The organism is Chitinophaga filiformis, from assembly GCF_021646545.1.
Lineage (GTDB): Bacteria > Bacteroidota > Bacteroidia > Chitinophagales > Chitinophagaceae > Chitinophaga > Chitinophaga filiformis_A.
Genome location: NZ_JAKIRP010000002.1, coordinates 55,557 through 73,788 on the forward strand (window position 1 = coordinate 55,557; position 18,232 = coordinate 73,788).

Sequence of the window (18,232 nt, forward strand, 5' to 3'; positions counted from 1 at the left end):
GGCTGATTTCTCAGTCCCTTTTGGTTATAACATCAATCGTTATTTGTTACCGGACTAACATAAATAGCTTCCGGAAGGTCTGCAAATACATGTTCTGTAACCGCGCAAAGCCACATCGGATGGTTGACAGGTTCGCCCATATATGTTTCCATTATATAATTGCCCCCACCTATGGAATCACGTAAGTCGCTAACCAGTTTAACCGTATCCGATCCCTCAAAAGGTTCGTCGCTGATGTCAATAAAACATTCGTTGGTATCACCACTAATCTTGTCAAGCATAGTATCCGCACCTTCAACCATTTCCAGCTCGCTGATACTGCCTTCCCATCCCGGAAGATCAATGTACCACCTGTTTGAGGGAGACTTGTAAAATCTGAATGTGTGTCTCATCTCCGAATATTTAAAGGTGGCAAAGGTATTGATTTCTTCCTGAACACAACGCTAATCAACCTGTATCCAGCCATTCAGCTCTTCATAGTTAACAAACTGGTAGATACCATTGCTGCCTAAAACGTTAATATCTTTCCCCTTGGGAATCGTCGTTTTCACAGCCGCTATGCTGTCGGGTGCGTCGAATAAGCGTGTGCTTGTTTTAGTGAGCAATCGTTTATACGGCTGTCCGGATACAGATTTGCTCTCTACAAATCCTTCCCGGCTATCAGGCAGCACTACTTTATACCAGTTGCCTGTGGCAGCCATCACATACATAATGTAGTTTGCCGGCAATTTTTCCAGAGAGGTGCTGTTTTTTATGGGAGAAGCATACAATGGCGTTGCAGTTGTGCTGCGGGCAGTTTGCCGGAGTAGGCTGGTATTGGCCTGTACTGTTGCAGGTTCTGGTCTGTTCCTGCTTACAAATGGTAGTGGATCAACGGCGCCGCTGTTGGTATATATGCCAAAATGCAGATGAGTGGGTGTTGTACGGGCATTACCTGTATTGCCCATCAGGCCCAGCGTATCGCCCGTACGTACTCTTTGCCCTTCTCTGACCAGTTGTGAGTCAAGATGTGCATAATACAGGGCATATGGTTTCCCGTTTGGAGATAAAAAGACCACTTTCCCTCCCAGGTTGGTCTGTCGGGTACTGGTAACAATACCATCCGCCGCTGCCACTACCGGTGTCCGGAATTTGCCGAAGATATCGATCCCTTCATGACTACGGGCGCCTTTATCGCGTCTGTCACCCCAGAAACTGCCGATCCGGTGATCCATATTGCCTGCCACCGGAAATGCCAGTGAGGGGGCTGTATTGATGCTCACAGTATATTCACCGCTTTGCAGTAACTCTGGTTGCAGACGAAGTAAAAAACGGCCGTTTCGCTCTATCTCGTACTGTAAGCTGCCGGTAACAGTATCTGCCGTAGCCAGCAGCCGTGGTTTCTCACTCCCTTCTGCCGGTTGCCAGAGCTCGGTGAAAAGTTGCAGGCGGACTGATGATTTTACAGTGATCTGAACATCCAGCCTGTCACCACGACGCGCTGTAAAAAGATAACCGGCAGCATCCGGTTTCTCTGCAGCAAAATACCCCGTTTCCCTGTAAGGCAACGTTACTGTCAATGGACGGACCAAGGCCTTTTCTGCAGCCGCAAACCACAGGCTGCCCATTGTACTGGTACCCAGTCCGGCGTCTGTAATACGGCTGGCATACTGCTCATGGGCGGTTTTCTTTGCAAATAAGCCCCGTTTTGACGACGAACACGCCGTGCATACAAGAAGGCAGTATATGAAAAAAAGCCCCGTAATCGGGCTGTTATATGCTATTCTGTTGATCATAACGATGTGTTTCAGAGTAAAGCATACAATTGTCACGCCAGTCGTTGACAAGTCAACTCCCCCCTCTTTGGATGCCCTTCCCTGTTACTCATCCTACCTTGACCGAAGGTCAGGCGAATCTCTACCGGATTCATGCTATCGGTTCTATTGTCCTGATGTGGGGATATGACCAGGATGTAACTAGCATATGACCAGGATTAACTTCCGATTATCCTCCGATTTGATCGGAGGATAATCGGAAGTTAATCCTGGTCATATGCTAGTCATATGCAACTCATATGCTCCGAAATGCCTCATTATTTTGCAAATGACTCGAGCAAAGCCGCCGTTTTCTCCGGTGCTGTGATCATGGCATCATGCCCTGTTGCCAGCGAATAATACTTCCAGTCCTTACTATTCTTCGTTTTTTCAGCAAAGGGCACTATCGAAGGCAGCATTTTGACGGTACAGGCTATGTAGATCAGGGGAAGATGATTACCGTAGGGGTGCTGTAATGTCAGTTTTTGTGTAAATGTCCGGAAAGGATGACCTGACAGTCTTGCATTTACCCAACTGGCATCTGCAGGCTTGCTTACTCCGAATGTCTCTGCGGGCCATGCCGGGATAGTAAGGCCGCTGTCTTTTTCTGCGGCTTTTGACATGGCATCCTGCACCGCTTCCGGCTGAATAGAGAATGCACTCTGGCCGTTCTCCGGTAGTATCGCATCCAGAAATACCAGTTTGCTCAGCCGCTCAGGAATTCTGTCGGCAACACCGGCAATTACGGTTCCTGCATAGCTATGGCCTACAAGTATCACATTATGCAGATCTTCCATTTCAATAAGGTTGACAATATCTGAGATATGAGTTTCCAGATTGACGGCAGGACTCAGTATATTCTTGTGCTCTGCCAGTCCGCTGAGCGTAGGCGTATATACAATACCTCCATGTTCCCTCAGCTGACTGCTTACGCGTTGCCAGCACCAGCCGCCATGCCAGGCGCCATGTACCAGTACATATACGGGATGTTTGGAAGAAGGTGATTGTGCGTGTGTATCCGTTAACATGAAAACGGATATCAACAGGAGGAATGCCAGTCTGACTTTTCTTATTTTCATAATGTTTATTTTTGAGGCAAATTTATCCCGGCCTATTATGGCTGGCAATAACTCACCCGAAAGTGAGCCTTTAAATGAATCTATATGGCGAGCAAGATTAAGGAGAATTCTACCAATGCATATAACCTGAAAATACTGGCTGCTTCCTGTGAAGTGAATGAAATTCTGAAGATGATCAGTCCCCGGTGGAAGATGCAGATCCTGTACTGCATCTCACAGGGCGTACGGCAGTTCAGTCGCCTGAAAGAAGCCTTTCCTTCCCTGTCGGATCAGGTATTGGGGAAAAGGTTGAAAGAGCTGGTGGATGAAGGATTGGCAGAAAAAACAATGTTGCCTGATACAGTGCCTCCACAAACCATTTATACGCAGACAGAGAAAGGAGCCGCACTGCTGGCTATTATCCTGGACCTGCATCTGTGGGGCAAAAAAGACTGGGGATCTGGTCCTATGGAGTTCTGTAAATTTTCTAAGTAGAAAGTGAGAAGTATAACAAGATGCTCAGCGTTATTTTAACAATGATAAACCGCTATCAGGCATTCGAATAGCAGAAGGTGTATCAGACTTGATGATACACCTTCGTTTTGCTGGGATTTCAACAAAAGATGTGACTTTTTATATACAGATATATCAGTGTCAAAAGCTGTAGGTGGCCGACGTATTGAGAATTTCTCCCGTTGAAATACCTTCTTTTTTCAAATCCCCATCCACAAAGATCTGCACTTTTAATGATGAAGAAGCATTTACTCCCGATCCGACTACTGCTGCTGTTACCAGTACAGTGCCCGGTGGAACGGTGATCTCTGGACTGGTCCATGTGGCGCCACTAAGTCCGGTAGCAGTTGTCTGATGGCCATCATAAGCATAGGCAGCTGCAGTGAGTGTGCAACCTGCACTGGCGATAGCTTTGAATACAACTTTATGGGAAGAAGATGATGGTTTGTTATCATCGTCTTTTGAACAGGCAGTAAAAGTTGAGGCGAACATCAATGCCAGAAGGGCGTTTCTTAAAAATTTCATACATGCAAAGTTTGGTAAAATGCCTACTCTTTCAGTTAATCAGTTTTCGGCGTCCCTGTTATCGGAAAACAAAGTTATACTTGCCCGTTAGCCATGACAATACCGGGAACCCATGATTTATTTCTACCTGTTTCCAGGTATTTCTTTAATTTTACCCACCATGATCCGTGTACTTAACCTTGTAGCATTATTCGTAGTAATCTCTTTATGTAGCAAAGCACAGTTGCCCCTTGATCAGCAGAGATATTATGATAGCTTGACAACCATATTACAGCATACACGCTCCGACAGTATAAAGGCGAGAGCTCATTATGCACTGGTATATTACTGGGTGCCCAGAGATACGGCAAAGGCCAGGCAATGCCTGGATGAAGCACGTAGGTTGAGTAAACAGTACCCCTTCCTGCAGGCTATTTCCTACGGACATGAAGGCTATATCTATTATAGTTCCGATATCGACAGGAGTGATGCTTCTTTTGCCGTCGCAGACAGTCTTCTAAACAGCTTTGCCACAAAGGAAGCATACCAGGCAAGAGCAAACGTATGGATAAACCGTGCAGCCATCCGGCAGAGAAAAGATGATGACAGGGGCTACATTGATATTGTGCTGAACAGGGCCATTCCATATGCACTCAAAGCAGGCGATAGTGCTATTGTGGCTTCACAATATGTAGGTGTAGGTCTCGCATTTATGAACCTGGAACAATACGACAAAGCTGAACCTTACTTTGATAAAGCTATCAGGATCTTTCAATCTATCAACACACAACCATCAAGATTAGTGGCCGCGCTGAACAGGGCAGGAGAGAATTACGTCTACCTGAAGAAATATGATGAGGCGAAGAAAATAGTCGCCACTGTAAAAACACTGCTTGCTCCCTATCCCGATTCAGAGTTGTATGCCGTGCATTATATGGTGGAAGGATTGTGTTATTTACATGATCAGCAGTATACACAGGCAGAGGCTAGTTTTAATAAAGGAATAACGGCTGCCCGGGGACCTAATAAAGCTTATGTGATACAGGAACTCTCATTCTATAAGGTAAAAGCATTACTGGCCAATAAAAAATATGAACCGGCAAAACAGCAACTCCTGGAACTTTCCAGTAATGAGGAAGTGATGGAGCTCGGCAGCAGCAGACTGGAAATATATGAGGGACTGGCAACGAGTTATGCAGGCCTCGGACAGATGAAGCCTGCCTATGAATGGATGAAACAGGCCCGACACCTGAGCGATAGCCTGCATGAAAGTGATCTCGCTAATGATATCAATGACCTCGAAATAAAGTACCAGCGCGCTGAAAGTCAGAAGGAGATCATTACACTGAAAGCAAAAAATGAACAGGCAGCCCTCTCAGCAAAGAACAGCCGTTTATATATATTACTTCTTGCTTCAACTACTTTACTTTTACTGATAGTGGCCACATTTGCATTGTTGTACTATCGTAGTAACAGAAAGTTGCTCATGCAAAAAGAACTGAACCATCGGCAGGAATTGAAGGACATTGAGCAACAACAACGCCTGCAATTCGGGCAGGCCGTGTTACAGGGGGAGGAACAGGAACGCCGTAGGCTCGCCAGAGATCTGCATGATGGCCTGGGAGGAATGCTGGCAGGTGTGAAAATAAACCTGTCAGGCCAGGTAGAGAAGATAGCAGCTGAACAACAGGGGGAACTCCGGAAGACCATCAGCCAGCTGGATGATTCAGTGACAGAGCTGCGCCGTATTGCCCACAATATGATGCCGGCCAACCTGTTGAAGTTTGGGTTGCAGACCGCACTGAAAGACTTAAGTGAATCGTTGATGACAGCTGCTGTAAAAATAGATTTTCAGGCTTATGGTATTGAACCGTCTATGCCGGAACAAACACAGATAAACATCTACCGCATTGTACAGGAACTGCTGGCAAATGCTATGCGTCATGCAGAAGCCAGTAATATTATCCTGCAATGCAGCCAGGATGGAGATACCTTCCTGATCACTCAGGAAGACAATGGGAAAGGTTTTGACACTTCCGTCAACGGAAAGGGTATAGGACTTAGTAATATCAGGAACAGGGTAGGCTTCCTGAGGGGAATGATGGACATTACATCTGTTATCAACGAAGGAACTACAATAAATATAGAACTACATGTCGGATAATAAGACCACACTTGCCATTGTGGATGATCATCCAATTGTACAGGAGGGACTACAAAAACTGCTGGTTAATGCGGCCGATATCAGCATTGTGGGTTGTTTTACCACAGGGACAGACTTTATCCATTTCCTGAAGAGGCACGCTATAAATATTGTGCTGCTGGATATCAGCCTGCCTGATGTTAGCGGCATCGATCTTTGCAGGGAAATAAAGAAGCTATCGCCAGATACCAGTGTGCTGGCATTGAGCAATCACAGTGAACGCAGTATGGTGCTGCAGATGTTGCAGAATGGCGCAACAGGGTACCTGCTGAAGAACATCTCCGGAGAAGAATTAATATCATGTATTAACGAGGCATTGAACGGACAACTCACTTTCAGTCATGCGGTGAAAGAGATCTTGTCCAGGCCCTCTGTGAATGAATTAAAAGATATTCCCAGGCTGACCAAAAGGGAAAAAGAAATCCTGCAACTCATTGCCGATGGTATGACTACAACTGATATTGCCGGAACATTACATTTAAGTCCGTTGACAGTAGAAACGCATCGCAAAAGCCTCTTGCAGAAATTTGAAGTCAAAAATGTGGCAGCGATGATCAGGGCAGCGATTGAGCTGAAGCTAATACCCTAATTGCCATGTTCCGCCCTCTGTTTAACGATCTGTAATATATTATTCTGAATATCTTCCATGATCCAGCCGGCCCACCAGCTGGCATAGAAGTTAAAGGATGTGGTCAGTTTGAAGTGACTGTACAGATGTAATCTGTATGTATGATCGTTTAGAGCCTCAAGCTCATAAGTGCCGTTCAGTACATCAAAATAGTCGCCGCCCACTACTATATGTTCATCCATCGTGGTAGATGGAATATCATATGGATTTGCCTTAATAGTAAAACTCATTTTCTGCTGATGTAGGTAATCTGTTACAGTTTCGTCGAATATCAGGCCTTTATCAAAGATGGCCTTACGGAAGGCGCCCGGTCCCTCAAAGTTCAGTTCTGCTTTTATCGGACGGGGAAATCCGAGGAACCTTGTGAACCATCCTTTATCCTGTGCTTCGCTGATTTCTCTTACGCGTGTTACATTATTCCAGATCTGTTCTTTATTGGCATGGATATCTATGTAGGTATCCGCCTTGTAGCGGCCAGGTATTTTGGCAATGCGTTGTTCGATAGGAGAGATGAACAAGGGTAGCAATAGAATGAGCGAGATGTACATCTTCTCATTTTTATGTTTTTTGATCTTGTAGTGCCCTGCTATTAAGCCTCCTATGGATGCCGCTACGAGAAAGAGCGGCATGATCATGATCCAGCATGCCCAACCTTCAATTTTAAGCAGTATTGTAACAATAAAGAAGATAGAGAGTGGTAGCCATGGCATGCATATACGGTAGGCTCTTGAATATACCTTTTCAATGGGAGCAAGCTTGATGGCTAATGCGCCGAGACCGAAAGGGACAAAGAACAGGAAGGCAAAGGTCATCAGCTTAAAAAAATCGCCTGGCACGGTCTCGCTGAAAAGACCACGGACAATTAACGCAAATACAACCGGTACGAGGGTTGCGATCAGGTTGTTTTTATCTGGAAATTTCATATGTAAGGGAATATGCATTAAAGATAGTCAAACGCAATAATATCGCCGTCAGGAAAAATTTATTTGACGAGGCAACCCTTTCTCTGTAAACTGCATTTATAGAAATACAAACCCGCTGTTCTCTTGAATATACCGGAACTCATAAAAGAAGCTAAAAAAGGCAGTACGGCGGCCCAGCGATACCTGTTTGACCTGTTGTCAGACAGGATGCTGATGGTATGCCGCCGCTATGTCAGGAATCAGCAGGATGCCGAAGAGCTGTTGCTCGATGGCTTTTATAAGTTCTTTAAGTCCCTGCCGGACCTGCATTACCAGGGAGACGCCGCCCTGCATAACTGGGTGAAGCGGATCATGATCAACGAATGCCTGATGTTCCTGCGCAAGAAGAACGCATTTGTGGTGGTATCAGAACATGTGGCTGAAACAATGGCCCTGGAAGAGGATGTGCTGAACAATCTGTCGGCCGCAGAGATCTTCAACCTGGTGATACAATTACCCGCAGGTTACAGAACGGTATTCAACCTGTATGTCATTGAGGGTATGAATCACGCGGAGATAGCCGCCTTGCTGGGAGTATCAGAAGGCACCTCCAAGTCACAGTTAAGCAAGGCCAAATCCTTATTACAAAAAATGCTCACGCAGCAAAATATTGAGTATGTCAAACGAAAAACACAGTGATAGCTGGATAGGTGAACTGGATGCTCTGGAAGCTTTGCCAGGTGAGGCACCGTTTGATAAAGCGGTGGCATGGGGCCGTTTGCATCAGCGGATGGACGAAAAAAAGACTAAAAAGAGAGTGATCTGGTACTGGGCAGCGGCTTGTTTGCTGCTTGCGTGTGTAACGCTTTTTTTCACGAGACAAGAGCACCAGACGCAGCTCACGCCTCCCGCATCCTATGTTGAGAATCCATATAAAAAGAAAGCAGATAAGGACGACGCGGATATTAAAGAAGTGCCTGTTATCGCAAAGCGCCCGGCTATACTGGTTCAGGAGGATACGTTCGCCAAAAAAATACCGGTTGCCGTCAAAGAAAGGAAACCAACCGCTATTGCTGACGTAATGGCCATACTACCACCAATCATAAAAGCCATTCCTCATCCTGATTCGATACTGGCAGAAACGACAGCAGTTGCGGCAGCACCTAAAAAAATGAGGGTGGTCCACATCAATGATGTAGGTGGTGACGTGATTGGTAATGCCTATGTATATCCTGAACACAAACAATTCAAAATAAGTCTTAGCGGTCCGGCTGGTTTCGCCAGCCAGATAGTGGCCGACAAGAACCAGAAAACAACTTCCTCGCCCAAAAATTAACTAACAACATGAAAACGAACATTTACTTTCTGATGCTCTTACTGAGCATCACCGGGACAGTGCATGCCCAGCAAAATAAACCCGCTGCCAATGAAGACCGGATCTTTGACCTGCCAGCTAATGAGATCAACAAACGTTTTTTCATCGCGCTCGATAAAGGCGATAAAATGCAGATAGAGCTGGTAGATATGAAAGACCTTGCCCGTGTAGGAAATATCGATTCACTGCTGAAGATATTTCTGAAAGATCTGACCCCGCTGAAAGATTCGCTGACCGACGAACTTTCCGTAAAACGCATCGACTATGTAATGGAACCGCCGGCCGCAAAGAAGATCCGTATCAGGCAGGAACGGCCTGCAGGCAAAAGCTTCCTTGTACAGCAGCAGGATGTGGCCGCCCTCAAGCTGGAACAGGATACCGTCCATTTCATCGGTGTAGTGCCCGTTCCCGGCACAAAAACTATCCACCGGTACAGGATCAGTTTCTTCGTGAACCATCTGGATGACCTTACCACCTATGCAGACGGCCGTTTGCAGGCACGCCTGGTCAGCCTCAGGGAAAATGTGTACACTAACTGGGTGAGAGGTGATAACGGCATGATGCATCTGAAAAAAGACTATAACATATCGTCCAAATCATCAGCGGGCTCCATTTACACGCACGGCGACTATCTGGCCTTCACACCATCTGTGGCCATCCAGAACTACAAAAACTACTTTGTACCATCTTTCAGCCTGGGTGTTACCATCATAACAGGCACCATGGGCAACCGTGGAAAAACGCGTGAAATAGGCGCCTACTGGGAACCTGACTTCTTCTTCGGAAAGGACAGTGAGGGCCGGGTGAAAACTTACCGCAACGATTTCCTGACGCTGGTATACGGCGGTGGACCAGGAAGAAAAGAAGTGGAGAAAAAGGAGCCTTACCTGCAGTATGTTTTCTCGGTGAGTTATCTTATCCACCGCAGCGGGGACTATTTTGAAAAGCATACCTTCCGGGCAGGTATAGGACGGATGTCGCTGTTTGAAGGAAAAACAAAAATTGAACCTGTCCTGTACTTTCATGAATTCTTTAAAGGCGTTACGCCCGGTATAAGACTAATACAAAGCTTTTAGTGGTCTGCCTCAAATACGACCGGCTAGCACGAAAACAGAGAATTACGGGAATTCCCGTAATTTTCGCTTATGTATACGAGGAACCTTACACAGCAGCTGGAAATCGACTATGTGATCACCGATAAGTGGCCTATGCCCCTGCATAAGCATACCCACTATGAACTGCTTTATATCATGCGGGGAAAAGGGCAGCATACGATCAACGGGCACGGTTATAACTATGGAAAGGGAGATCTGTTCATTCTTGCCCCACAGGACAGTCACTTCTTTATTTTTCAGGAGAGAACCGCTATCTGCTTTGTAAAGTTTCATGAAGACTTCTTCCATGATTTCCTGCAGGATGCAAGGTTTAAAGCGCTTTTTAACCGGCTGTCCTCACCCTACCGTAAACTGTCTGCAACAAGCAATAATAAACAACAGATCGTACCACTGATGGAACTGATCATCGCGGAACACCGGAAAGAAACAGCTTACCAGCATATTATCATCAAAAATGCATTGTCCCTCATCATGGCGCTCACCGTCAAAGACGAAGGCGAGCATACCGCCACAGCCAAAGACGACAAGATCCAGTCTATCCTCAATTATATTCATCAACATATCGCAGACAAGCACCTGCTTTCTGTTCAAAAAATGGCAGACACCTTCCTCATCAGCAAAAGTTACTTTAACCAGTATTTTAAAAACGCTACCGGCTGCCCCTACAAAAAGTACGTGCAGGAATACGCATTGAAACTGATCGCTCAGCAACTGGTGGAAAGGAATAAAACAGTATCTCAGCTGGCGGAGGAATTCGGATATAGTGATGAGAGCCATCTGAACAGGTCATTCAAGGCCTATTTCAATCAGACGCCTTCTGCGTTTAAGAAACAGCAACAGGCACTTTGACCTATCTTCAGTTTGTACAGGATAATCATTGTTTCGTTCAATTTTCCTGCCTTAGCATCATCTCAACTTTGCAGGACAATTAAAATGCCACGGTTATGCACATTGACCATACAACGCTGCGAACAGATCATCTGGAGGAAACAAGGGATTTTTTCATCCAGGTTTTTAATCTTGTGGAAGGCCCGAGACCTGCGGCTATTGCCAGGGCTATGCCGGGACACTGGCTCTATTGGAAAGATACTCCGCTGGTACATCTTATACCCAGTTCATTTTATCATGACAGAAATGGGAATGCTGCAGCAGAAGCTATTGATCATACCGCTTTTTTTATGGAAGATTATGAGGGATTTAAACAAAGGCTGACCGATCTGAAAATAAAGTTCTCATCTATGGATCTGCCGGATATAGGTCAGCGGCGGATTTTCCTGCGTACGCCAACGGGGATATTGCTGGAGACGGTGTTTAGAGGATAGAAATAATTAATTATGTAAAAGTAATGTTATTGAAAAAGTAGTAAATTAGGGCATTGACTTTCTCCCCATGACCACTAAAAAATGTTCATTTTTTGGTTAATCTTATAAGGTGTTAAATGATTAAGCATATTTTACGAACAGATCCTCTGTTAGAGGAGGTTATTGTCATGGGAAGGAAAAATGCGCGGACATTGGGAATGTTCCCCGATGGGGCATTTTATGAACACGCAGGCAAAAATTGCATTTTGGGTGCAATTGACGCTGACAGGTTGGTAGGATATCTGCTATTTAGAATTATTCGTAGTAATCAGCTAATTTCTATTACTCATTTATGTATTGACAGCAACTACCGAAACAATGGGGTTGCTGGCAGATTAGTTGATTTTCTGAGAGACAAATTTCAATATCAGGTTAAAGGAATTACACTTACTTGCCGGGAGGATTATAAAGCAGCTTCCGGATTTTGGAAAAAGTATGGCTTTAAACCGGTAAGAGAAAAACGCGGGAGAAATAATGATAATAAGTCTCTGATAAAATGGAGATATGATTTCGGAAATAACGATCTATTTTCATCCACATCATTAGAAACGGAGAAAATACAGGCATTGCTTGATTCCAATATAATTATCAAGCTTAGGGACGAACATTCTTCTGAGAACATTGAGGCAATGTCATTGCAGGCTGATTGGCTGGAAGACGAAGTAGAATATTTCTATGCGCAGGAAATTTATAATGAAATAAACCGCGACGCTGACAAAGAACGAGCTGCGAATACAAGGAAGTTTATAGCCGCATTTGAGATGGTGCGTTTCAAACCGCATAAGAGAGATATAATTTTCGAAGAATTAAAGGCTATTATGATAGGTGTATCAGAGAACGATTTATCTGACCGTTTGCAGATGGCTGAATGTATTGCCAGTGGATTAAAGTATTTTATCACAATGGATACTGGCATCCTTGATAAAAGTGAAGAAATTTATAATGCCTATAATGTCAGGATATTGCGCCCATTGGATTTTATTCTTTTCACAGATCATTTACTAAATTCTAAAGACTATGCGACTTACAGGGTGGCAGGGGCGAGGTATGATTATAATAAGATTAGCGTAAATGATATTAACCAACTGGTGGATGTATTTTGGCAGCCAGGCATGAAGGAGAAAAAGCCTCACTTTCATCGCCTTCTTTCGGATATTGCCGTAGATGTGAACAACAATACCGTAAAAATAGTAAAGGATCCTCAGGGGAATTGCCTGGGAATATTTGCGGCGTGTTTACAGAATGATCATGCCCTGATAAGGATAATAAGAACTAGAAAAGGTAAAATTCAGGATGTTTTATTTCAACAGTTGCTATATGATATATGCCAGCTGGCGCTTAAGGAAAAGAAGTATCTGATACGTATTTCTGAGGATAAGCTTACCATTATTCAAAGCGAAATATTGCAGGCATTTGGTTTTGAAAATAAAGGGGACAGCTGGGATAAAATAGTCCTGGAAGGACAGTATCTATTCGATGATGTATTAAGGAATCCTTGGGTAATTGACAACAGTAGAGAACTTAAACATGTCCGGGATCGCGTGGAAAAGATAGATAAAGGTGTTTTGGACGATTTAATGTTGCAGGTGGAGAGAAGGTTATGGCCCCTGAAGTTCGTTGACCCGAACATTCCTACTTATATAATTCCCATAAAATCCCTTTGGGCCTCTCAGTTATTTGACCATTTCGCTAGTAGCCAGAGTTTATTTGGCTCCCGGGCAGAACTAGCATGGAGTAAAGAAAATATCTATTACAGGAGCGTAAAACCTGTATCGGAAAAGGCACCGGCAAGGATCTTGTGGTATGTTAGTGAAGACCCCTTTTCTGCCATAGATCGGAATGGAGGGATAGTCGCATGTTCTTATATGGATGAGGTTTATACAGGAGAGGCGAAGAGTTTGTACCAAAGATTCAAAAACTTTGGTATTTACGAATGGTCGGATATCATTAAAATGACCGGAGGAAATGCTTATAAGGAAATTAAAGCTATCCGGTTTAGTGACACGGAAGTATTTAAAAAGGTTATATCTTTCAAAAAAATATGTGCTGTGATGGAAAAATGTGGTCGACTTCCCAACTCTTTCGCTAGTCCCGTGGAAGTCAGCAAAGAGGTATTTAACGAAATTTATAAGCTTAGTCAACAGTCGACACATGAGCAAAGTAATGCTGATATCAATTAAGCCGGAATTCGCAGAGAAGATTTTTAATGGAGAGAAATCAATTGAACTACGCAAGGCAACACCCAGTGTTGAGCCAGGAGATATGGTGATAGTATATTGTACCTTACCCGTTAAAGCTGTAATAGGTTACTGTCGCGTGGAAAAGATTCTTAAGATGGCACCACAACAATTATGGCTTGAACATCAGAGTCGTCTTGGTATCGATGAAAAACGTTTCCAGGAATATTATAGAAATGTAAATACCGCAGTGGGTATCTCATTAAGGGAGATTTGCAGGCTGAATGATGATATAAGTCTGGATACGATTAAGCAAAGATTTCCGCGGTTTAGTCCTCCCCAGACATTCCGGTATTACGATAATCAGGTATTTGAACAATATCTGGACTTACAAGGCAAAGAAAGAGAACAGTCCTGTGCCTGACGGTTGACCCCGATACACGCTTGAATTTAGCGATGTTCCCTAAATTTGTATCAAACGCTCCAAGAGATCTACGCCATGAAAAAGAACATACTGGACCTTTCCGGCAACAAAGGCCTTCCTTTACCGCTGGACGCGGCCATTTCCTTTAATCCCTTCATCGACTATCTGCGCAGGCGGGTAGCAGGAGAGAAAACGGCCAAGGCTGGTATATATAAGAATGCACTGGCATTGTTTGAAAAGCATAATGTGCAGAATCTTGACCTTACGCTTGAGAACATTCATGAATACGAAGAGTTGCTGGAACAGATGTATGTCTGCCTGTCCCCGCCACTGGCAGATGAAAATGAGGTGGCCTGGGGACTTGGCTTCCCTTTCCAGCCGGTTATTTTTTACGGTACTGCAATGTTGTTCGAGTTAATGCATGGAACAGTAGCGGATCAGGATAAGTATGTAGTGACCAAAACACCCGAACAGTACCATCAGAACAGATTACAGCTGGTGTATTCTTTCATCTTACAGCGGCTGTACAATTTCCGTATTCCCGTACCGGTAGAGCAATACCATGCAGGTGTGAATACCGAAACAGGACTGTTGCAATATTTTGCCGTGCATATCAATACTGATTTCCTGCAGGTAGAGCCTGTCGGCGAACTGCCAACCCCCGACTTTACAGAGTTGTCTGTACGTCTGGCCGAAGAGGAAGGATATGGCGTCTTTGAAAAGATGATGCCCCTATCGATGTTCCGGTTCAGAGGCATAACGATGGTGACAATATCAGATGTTACTGCCGAGAAGGCTGTTGAGAATATAGAAAGTGTCAGACTAGCCAGAACGCCGGATAATGATGAGACCAGCTATCAGCATGTGATCCAGTCCCTGAAAACAATAGTAAGAAATAAGACGATAGAATTTGATCTGTTTCCATTGGTAACGGTGAACAATGAACCCGTATACGGATATCGGAAAGGTGGAACAGGTATCCTGTTCGATGTATGGGGCGAGCGCTTGTCGCCGGAGGTTTTCCGTAAACAGGCAAAAGGTTATTTCTCGAATCCGAACTCTTTTTTCTCTAAAGATATTTTTGGTCCGAAAGAAATAGAGATCCCTTTCCTGGATCATTTCCGGAAACTGAAGGTCAGGTCTCTTGCTTTGCTGCCGGTGTTTTACAACCGTCAGCCGGTAGGAGTAGTGGCCATGCATACATGGGAGAATAATACTTTTGATGAAACAGTCGTTTCATTGCTGGAGCCTGCATTGGCGGCGTTGGGAAGCCTGATGCAGGTTTATATTGACGAATTTAATCTTGAGATAGAAAATATCATCAAAGAGAAATTTACCTCTATACAACCATCAGTACAGTGGAAATTTAATGAGGTGGCCTGGCACTATCTGCATGACAGAAAACGAGGCCTGCCCGAAAAGGCAGAAACGATCCATTTCAATGATGTATTTCCGCTATATGGCGCCGTGGATATCCGGAACTCCACTCTTGAAAGGAATAAAGCCATTATATCCGACCTGGATAGCCATCTGAGCCTGCTCATGAACACCTTAACTGCTTTGCAGCTGCAACATCAGTCTGTATTGCAGGAAGAGATGATCTATAAATGCAGTAAATGGAAAGAAGTACTGAAACAGGAACAGCTGAATGGCAGCGACGAGAATAAACTGGTGACCTTCTTCAAGGAAGAGACAACACCTTACCTGACGCATCTGTCAAAGCATAACGGTAATAATGAACTGCTGACAGGTTATATGCTGGCACTGGAAAAGTTCAATAGCAATGTATATGGCAACAAACATGCGCTGGAACTGTCCATGCAGATGATCAATAATGTGGTCAATAACTATTTTGAATCAGAGAAAGACCAGCTGCAAAGATCCTACCCCTGCTACTTTGAAAAGTTCAGGACAGACGGAGTGGAATACGATATCTATATCGGACAGGCGTTTGCTCCCAATCATCCATTCAATCACTTCCACCTGAAGAACCTGCGCTTATGGCAATTGTCTTCTATGGCAGCAGTGGCACAGCTGACTGCTGCTTTACTGCCGGAAATGCCTATTCCATTGCGTACCACACAGCTGATCTTCGTACACAATCATACGATCGATATCAGCTTCAGGGCCGATGAAAGAAAGTTTGATGTGGAGGGGGCCTATAATATCCGGTACCAGATGATTAAAAAGAGGATCGATAAGGTACATATTCATCATTCCGAAGAACGGTTGACGCAGCCGGATAAGATCGTGCTGATCTACTTCGACCGCAAGGACATTGAAGACTACCTTCCCTTTATTCATTACCTGCAGGAAAAAGGAACCCTGAACGACGATCTGGAAGAACTTGAACTGGAAGACCTCCAGGGATTGGCAGGATTGAGGGCACTCAGGGTAGGTGTCACCCCCGGTAATTTTGACGAGATGTCGAAAGTAAGGCTCACTAATTAGCGAAATGTCGCCATAATTTTTGGGCTGGATATTTGTCTAAATGACTGATTCTTATTCGTTTATGCAGATGGCATCCATCTTGCCTAATATAGCTGAATCAAACTCGTCAGTCATGAGCCACAACGAAGCAAAATTACCCGGACCCCGGATTGAAATCTATACCCTCGGATCGGCCGCCGCTAATATGCTTGATGGCCGGCAGGCCTTTAAACTGGAAAATGTCGAGATCCTGTGGTGCAAACATGGCGCCGGTATAATAGAGGCTGATGGGAAGAGCAATGCGGTAAGCGGACAACAGATCTACTGTTTTCTTCCCGGCCAATTGAGGAAATTTCAACTCGATCATTCCGCCAGCGGCTATTATCTTTCTTTCCCGCCCGACTCTCTTTATCTGGCCCCTAATCTCAAGGAGATGATGTCCTCTTTTGAAGAATCTATCCTCAACATGCAGTTACTGAGTTTCCGGGCCGACGAGTCTATGCAGGAAGAACTGGAGGAAATGGTCAGGAAAATGAAACGCGAGTGTGAGAATAATCTGTGGATGCGTTCTGAAGTATTATCTGGCCTGCTCAATGTGTTCATGATCTATCTTTCCAGGGAACTGGGAATGGTAGGAAATACACTGGTAGTATCAAGAGAAGGAGAGATTGCGAGAAAGTTTATGACAATGCTGAAACAGCAATTCGTCACCAGGAAAAAAGTAGCCGACTACGCAGATGCTTTAAGCGTTACACCTAATTACCTCAATTCCGCCGTAAAGAAAGTAACAGGCTTCACTGCCAGCTATCAGATCCACAAACTGATCATCCTGGAAGCAAAACGCCGCATGCTGTATTCTGACTGTAGCCTGAAAGAGATCGCGTTTGACCTGGGGTTTGACAACCAGGCGCATTTCAGTAAATTTTTTAAATCCAAGACCGGCATGAACTTCACCCGGTTTAAACACAGCCTGGTAGAGACTGTGTAAGATCTGCTCCGGAAGAAGCTGTATGCCGTTTCTTCCGGAATAAGATCTCTTATTGCGCATATGCTGCCAGTGCTGTTTTAACGGCTGCTGATGACGGTGCATAGAAAGCAGGGCCGGACAATAACGTCAACTTTACCAGTGGCTTGAACCTCGCCATCTTTTTCCCTTTCAGATGTAACTGTGTGTTGTACGCATCCAGCGCTCCTTTCACCACATTCTCCGCTACCTCGGCTGTAGGAGAATCAATACCTGCATCTTTAATATCGCTGGCATGTGAGTAAGCGCTTACGCCCAGTCGTAATGCTTCTCTCATACCGATACTACCTACCGTATACATGATATCTGCATTGAACGTATTTCTGTTGCCAAGTCCTACGAGCAACAACTGCTTTGCAGGAATAGTGCCCGGAGGAGGCGTGATAAGCAATGTTTCAAATGCATGTCCTGTAAACTTGCCACTCTTGCGCAATTCAGTAATGATGCCGTGTAATGCTTCGTCGAGGTGTAACATACCATTCAATTGCGCCGGCAGGGCAGGAGGATTGGTGATATCGCCTTCTGTATATTCGAACACACAGGCGATCTGCAGCGGAGTGACCTGTGCCGAAGGACTCTGAACCTTTACTTCTACCGCAATACCGGCGGCTTTACCCGCAATACCGGACGTCCCGATAGCTGGCAGGTCCTGCGCCTGCATGGTTGCAGCAAATAGTAGAAAGAAGCATAATCCCGCCAGGTTTGTTTTTAATGTTTTCATGTGA

General features: G+C 44.8%; 18 protein-coding genes. 12 read left to right on the forward strand and 6 right to left on the reverse strand.

Annotated elements, in window-relative coordinates; genetic code table 11:
- Positions 1 to 32 precede the first annotated feature (32 nt).
- From L3C95_RS06705 to L3C95_RS06715, 3 genes are all read right to left on the reverse strand, one after another.
- A complete protein-coding gene (locus tag L3C95_RS06705) occupies positions 33 to 392 on the reverse strand; it encodes a DUF6717 family protein (RefSeq protein WP_236386046.1) in 360 nt (119 codons plus the stop codon).
- Positions 393 to 443: 51 nt separating this feature from the next.
- Complete coding sequence (locus tag L3C95_RS06710; protein WP_236386047.1) at positions 444 to 1,775, reverse strand: M23 family metallopeptidase; 1,332 nt, start codon at positions 1,773 to 1,775, stop codon at positions 444 to 446.
- 296 nt (positions 1,776 to 2,071) lie between these two features.
- Positions 2,072 to 2,872 carry an alpha/beta hydrolase gene (locus L3C95_RS06715; RefSeq protein WP_236386048.1) on the reverse strand — a complete coding sequence of 267 codons (801 nt, stop codon included), beginning with the start codon at positions 2,870 to 2,872 and terminating at the stop codon, positions 2,072 to 2,074.
- An 84-nt stretch (positions 2,873 to 2,956) separates the two neighbouring features.
- Here L3C95_RS06715 and L3C95_RS06720 point away from each other — a divergent pair, with 84 nt between their 5' ends.
- Complete coding sequence (locus tag L3C95_RS06720) at positions 2,957 to 3,346, forward strand: winged helix-turn-helix transcriptional regulator (protein ID WP_236386049.1); 390 nt, start codon at positions 2,957 to 2,959, stop codon at positions 3,344 to 3,346.
- Positions 3,347 to 3,505: 159 nt separating this feature from the next.
- Here the strand turns inward: L3C95_RS06720 and L3C95_RS06725 are convergent, their stop codons facing one another.
- Entirely contained in the window at positions 3,506 to 3,889 is a 384-nt protein-coding gene (locus L3C95_RS06725) for a hypothetical protein (protein ID WP_236386050.1), read from the reverse strand.
- 160 nt (positions 3,890 to 4,049) lie between these two features.
- Here L3C95_RS06725 and L3C95_RS06730 point away from each other — a divergent pair, with 160 nt between their 5' ends.
- Positions 4,050 to 6,032 (forward strand): sensor histidine kinase, encoded by a 1,983-nt coding sequence (locus L3C95_RS06730; RefSeq protein WP_236386051.1) that lies wholly within the window; start codon positions 4,050 to 4,052, stop codon positions 6,030 to 6,032.
- Entirely contained in the window at positions 6,022 to 6,660 is a 639-nt protein-coding gene (locus L3C95_RS06735; RefSeq protein WP_236386052.1) for a response regulator transcription factor, read from the forward strand. The genes L3C95_RS06730 and L3C95_RS06735 overlap by 11 nt, the downstream gene beginning before the upstream one ends.
- On the opposite strand, the gene L3C95_RS06740 is transcribed toward L3C95_RS06735, so the two are convergent.
- Positions 6,657 to 7,622: a hypothetical protein gene (locus L3C95_RS06740; protein ID WP_236386053.1), complete on the reverse strand. Its 966-nt coding sequence runs from the start codon at positions 7,620 to 7,622 to the stop codon at positions 6,657 to 6,659. The genes L3C95_RS06735 and L3C95_RS06740 overlap by 4 nt on opposite strands.
- Before the next feature lie 123 nt (positions 7,623 to 7,745).
- On the opposite strand from L3C95_RS06740, the gene L3C95_RS06745 reads away from it, so the two are divergent.
- From L3C95_RS06745 to L3C95_RS06785, 9 genes are all read left to right on the forward strand, one after another.
- The gene (locus L3C95_RS06745; protein WP_236386054.1) at positions 7,746 to 8,300 is read left to right on the forward strand and encodes an RNA polymerase sigma factor; all 555 of its coding nucleotides are present in this window, start codon (positions 7,746 to 7,748) and stop codon (positions 8,298 to 8,300) included.
- Complete coding sequence (locus tag L3C95_RS06750; protein WP_236386055.1) at positions 8,278 to 8,937, forward strand: hypothetical protein; 660 nt, start codon at positions 8,278 to 8,280, stop codon at positions 8,935 to 8,937. Before L3C95_RS06745 ends, L3C95_RS06750 begins: the two co-directional genes overlap by 23 nt.
- Before the next feature lie 8 nt (positions 8,938 to 8,945).
- Positions 8,946 to 10,052, forward strand: coding sequence for a hypothetical protein (locus L3C95_RS06755; protein WP_236386056.1), 1,107 nt, complete (start codon positions 8,946 to 8,948; stop codon positions 10,050 to 10,052).
- 69 nt (positions 10,053 to 10,121) lie between these two features.
- Positions 10,122 to 10,940 carry an AraC family transcriptional regulator gene (locus L3C95_RS06760; protein WP_236386057.1) on the forward strand — a complete coding sequence of 273 codons (819 nt, stop codon included), beginning with the start codon at positions 10,122 to 10,124 and terminating at the stop codon, positions 10,938 to 10,940.
- Positions 10,941 to 11,035: 95 nt separating this feature from the next.
- Positions 11,036 to 11,413 carry a VOC family protein gene (locus L3C95_RS06765; protein WP_236386058.1) on the forward strand — a complete coding sequence of 126 codons (378 nt, stop codon included), beginning with the start codon at positions 11,036 to 11,038 and terminating at the stop codon, positions 11,411 to 11,413.
- Positions 11,414 to 11,529: 116 nt separating this feature from the next.
- Positions 11,530 to 13,632 carry a GNAT family N-acetyltransferase gene (locus L3C95_RS06770; protein ID WP_236386059.1) on the forward strand — a complete coding sequence of 701 codons (2,103 nt, stop codon included), beginning with the start codon at positions 11,530 to 11,532 and terminating at the stop codon, positions 13,630 to 13,632.
- A complete protein-coding gene (locus L3C95_RS06775; RefSeq protein ID WP_236386060.1) occupies positions 13,604 to 14,053 on the forward strand; it encodes an ASCH domain-containing protein in 450 nt (149 codons plus the stop codon). The genes L3C95_RS06770 and L3C95_RS06775 overlap by 29 nt, the downstream gene beginning before the upstream one ends.
- A gap of 75 nt (positions 14,054 to 14,128) precedes the next feature.
- A complete protein-coding gene (locus tag L3C95_RS06780; RefSeq protein ID WP_236386061.1) occupies positions 14,129 to 16,504 on the forward strand; it encodes a GAF domain-containing protein in 2,376 nt (791 codons plus the stop codon).
- A 112-nt stretch (positions 16,505 to 16,616) separates the two neighbouring features.
- Positions 16,617 to 17,471 (forward strand): helix-turn-helix domain-containing protein, encoded by an 855-nt coding sequence (locus L3C95_RS06785; protein ID WP_236386062.1) that lies wholly within the window; start codon positions 16,617 to 16,619, stop codon positions 17,469 to 17,471.
- A gap of 49 nt (positions 17,472 to 17,520) precedes the next feature.
- On the opposite strand, the gene L3C95_RS06790 is transcribed toward L3C95_RS06785, so the two are convergent.
- Positions 17,521 to 18,228 carry a M17 family peptidase N-terminal domain-containing protein gene (locus L3C95_RS06790; RefSeq protein ID WP_236386063.1) on the reverse strand — a complete coding sequence of 236 codons (708 nt, stop codon included), beginning with the start codon at positions 18,226 to 18,228 and terminating at the stop codon, positions 17,521 to 17,523.
- Positions 18,229 to 18,232 lie beyond the last annotated feature (4 nt).

What these genes read in the sequence shown, in the direction of transcription:
- L3C95_RS06705 (WP_236386046.1), bottom strand. Translation starts at nt 392, where the DNA reads ATGAGACACACATTCAGATTTTACAAGTCTCCCTCAAACAGGTGGTAC.
- L3C95_RS06710 (WP_236386047.1), bottom strand. Translation starts at nt 1,775, where the DNA reads ATGATCAACAGAATAGCATATAACAGCCCGATTACGGGGCTTTTTTTC.
- L3C95_RS06715 (WP_236386048.1), bottom strand. Translation starts at nt 2,872, where the DNA reads ATGAAAATAAGAAAAGTCAGACTGGCATTCCTCCTGTTGATATCCGTT.
- L3C95_RS06720 (WP_236386049.1), top strand. Translation starts at nt 2,957, where the DNA reads ATGGCGAGCAAGATTAAGGAGAATTCTACCAATGCATATAACCTGAAA.
- L3C95_RS06725 (WP_236386050.1), bottom strand. Translation starts at nt 3,889, where the DNA reads ATGAAATTTTTAAGAAACGCCCTTCTGGCATTGATGTTCGCCTCAACT.
- L3C95_RS06730 (WP_236386051.1), top strand. Translation starts at nt 4,050, where the DNA reads ATGATCCGTGTACTTAACCTTGTAGCATTATTCGTAGTAATCTCTTTA.
- L3C95_RS06735 (WP_236386052.1), top strand. Translation starts at nt 6,022, where the DNA reads ATGTCGGATAATAAGACCACACTTGCCATTGTGGATGATCATCCAATT.
- L3C95_RS06740 (WP_236386053.1), bottom strand. Translation starts at nt 7,622, where the DNA reads ATGAAATTTCCAGATAAAAACAACCTGATCGCAACCCTCGTACCGGTT.
- L3C95_RS06750 (WP_236386055.1), top strand. Translation starts at nt 8,278, where the DNA reads ATGTCAAACGAAAAACACAGTGATAGCTGGATAGGTGAACTGGATGCT.
- L3C95_RS06755 (WP_236386056.1), top strand. Translation starts at nt 8,946, where the DNA reads ATGAAAACGAACATTTACTTTCTGATGCTCTTACTGAGCATCACCGGG.
- L3C95_RS06760 (WP_236386057.1), top strand. Translation starts at nt 10,122, where the DNA reads ATGTATACGAGGAACCTTACACAGCAGCTGGAAATCGACTATGTGATC.
- L3C95_RS06765 (WP_236386058.1), top strand. Translation starts at nt 11,036, where the DNA reads ATGCACATTGACCATACAACGCTGCGAACAGATCATCTGGAGGAAACA.
- L3C95_RS06770 (WP_236386059.1), top strand. Translation starts at nt 11,530, where the DNA reads ATGATTAAGCATATTTTACGAACAGATCCTCTGTTAGAGGAGGTTATT.
- L3C95_RS06775 (WP_236386060.1), top strand. Translation starts at nt 13,604, where the DNA reads ATGAGCAAAGTAATGCTGATATCAATTAAGCCGGAATTCGCAGAGAAG.
- L3C95_RS06780 (WP_236386061.1), top strand. Translation starts at nt 14,129, where the DNA reads ATGAAAAAGAACATACTGGACCTTTCCGGCAACAAAGGCCTTCCTTTA.
- L3C95_RS06785 (WP_236386062.1), top strand. Translation starts at nt 16,617, where the DNA reads ATGAGCCACAACGAAGCAAAATTACCCGGACCCCGGATTGAAATCTAT.
- L3C95_RS06790 (WP_236386063.1), bottom strand. Translation starts at nt 18,228, where the DNA reads ATGAAAACATTAAAAACAAACCTGGCGGGATTATGCTTCTTTCTACTA.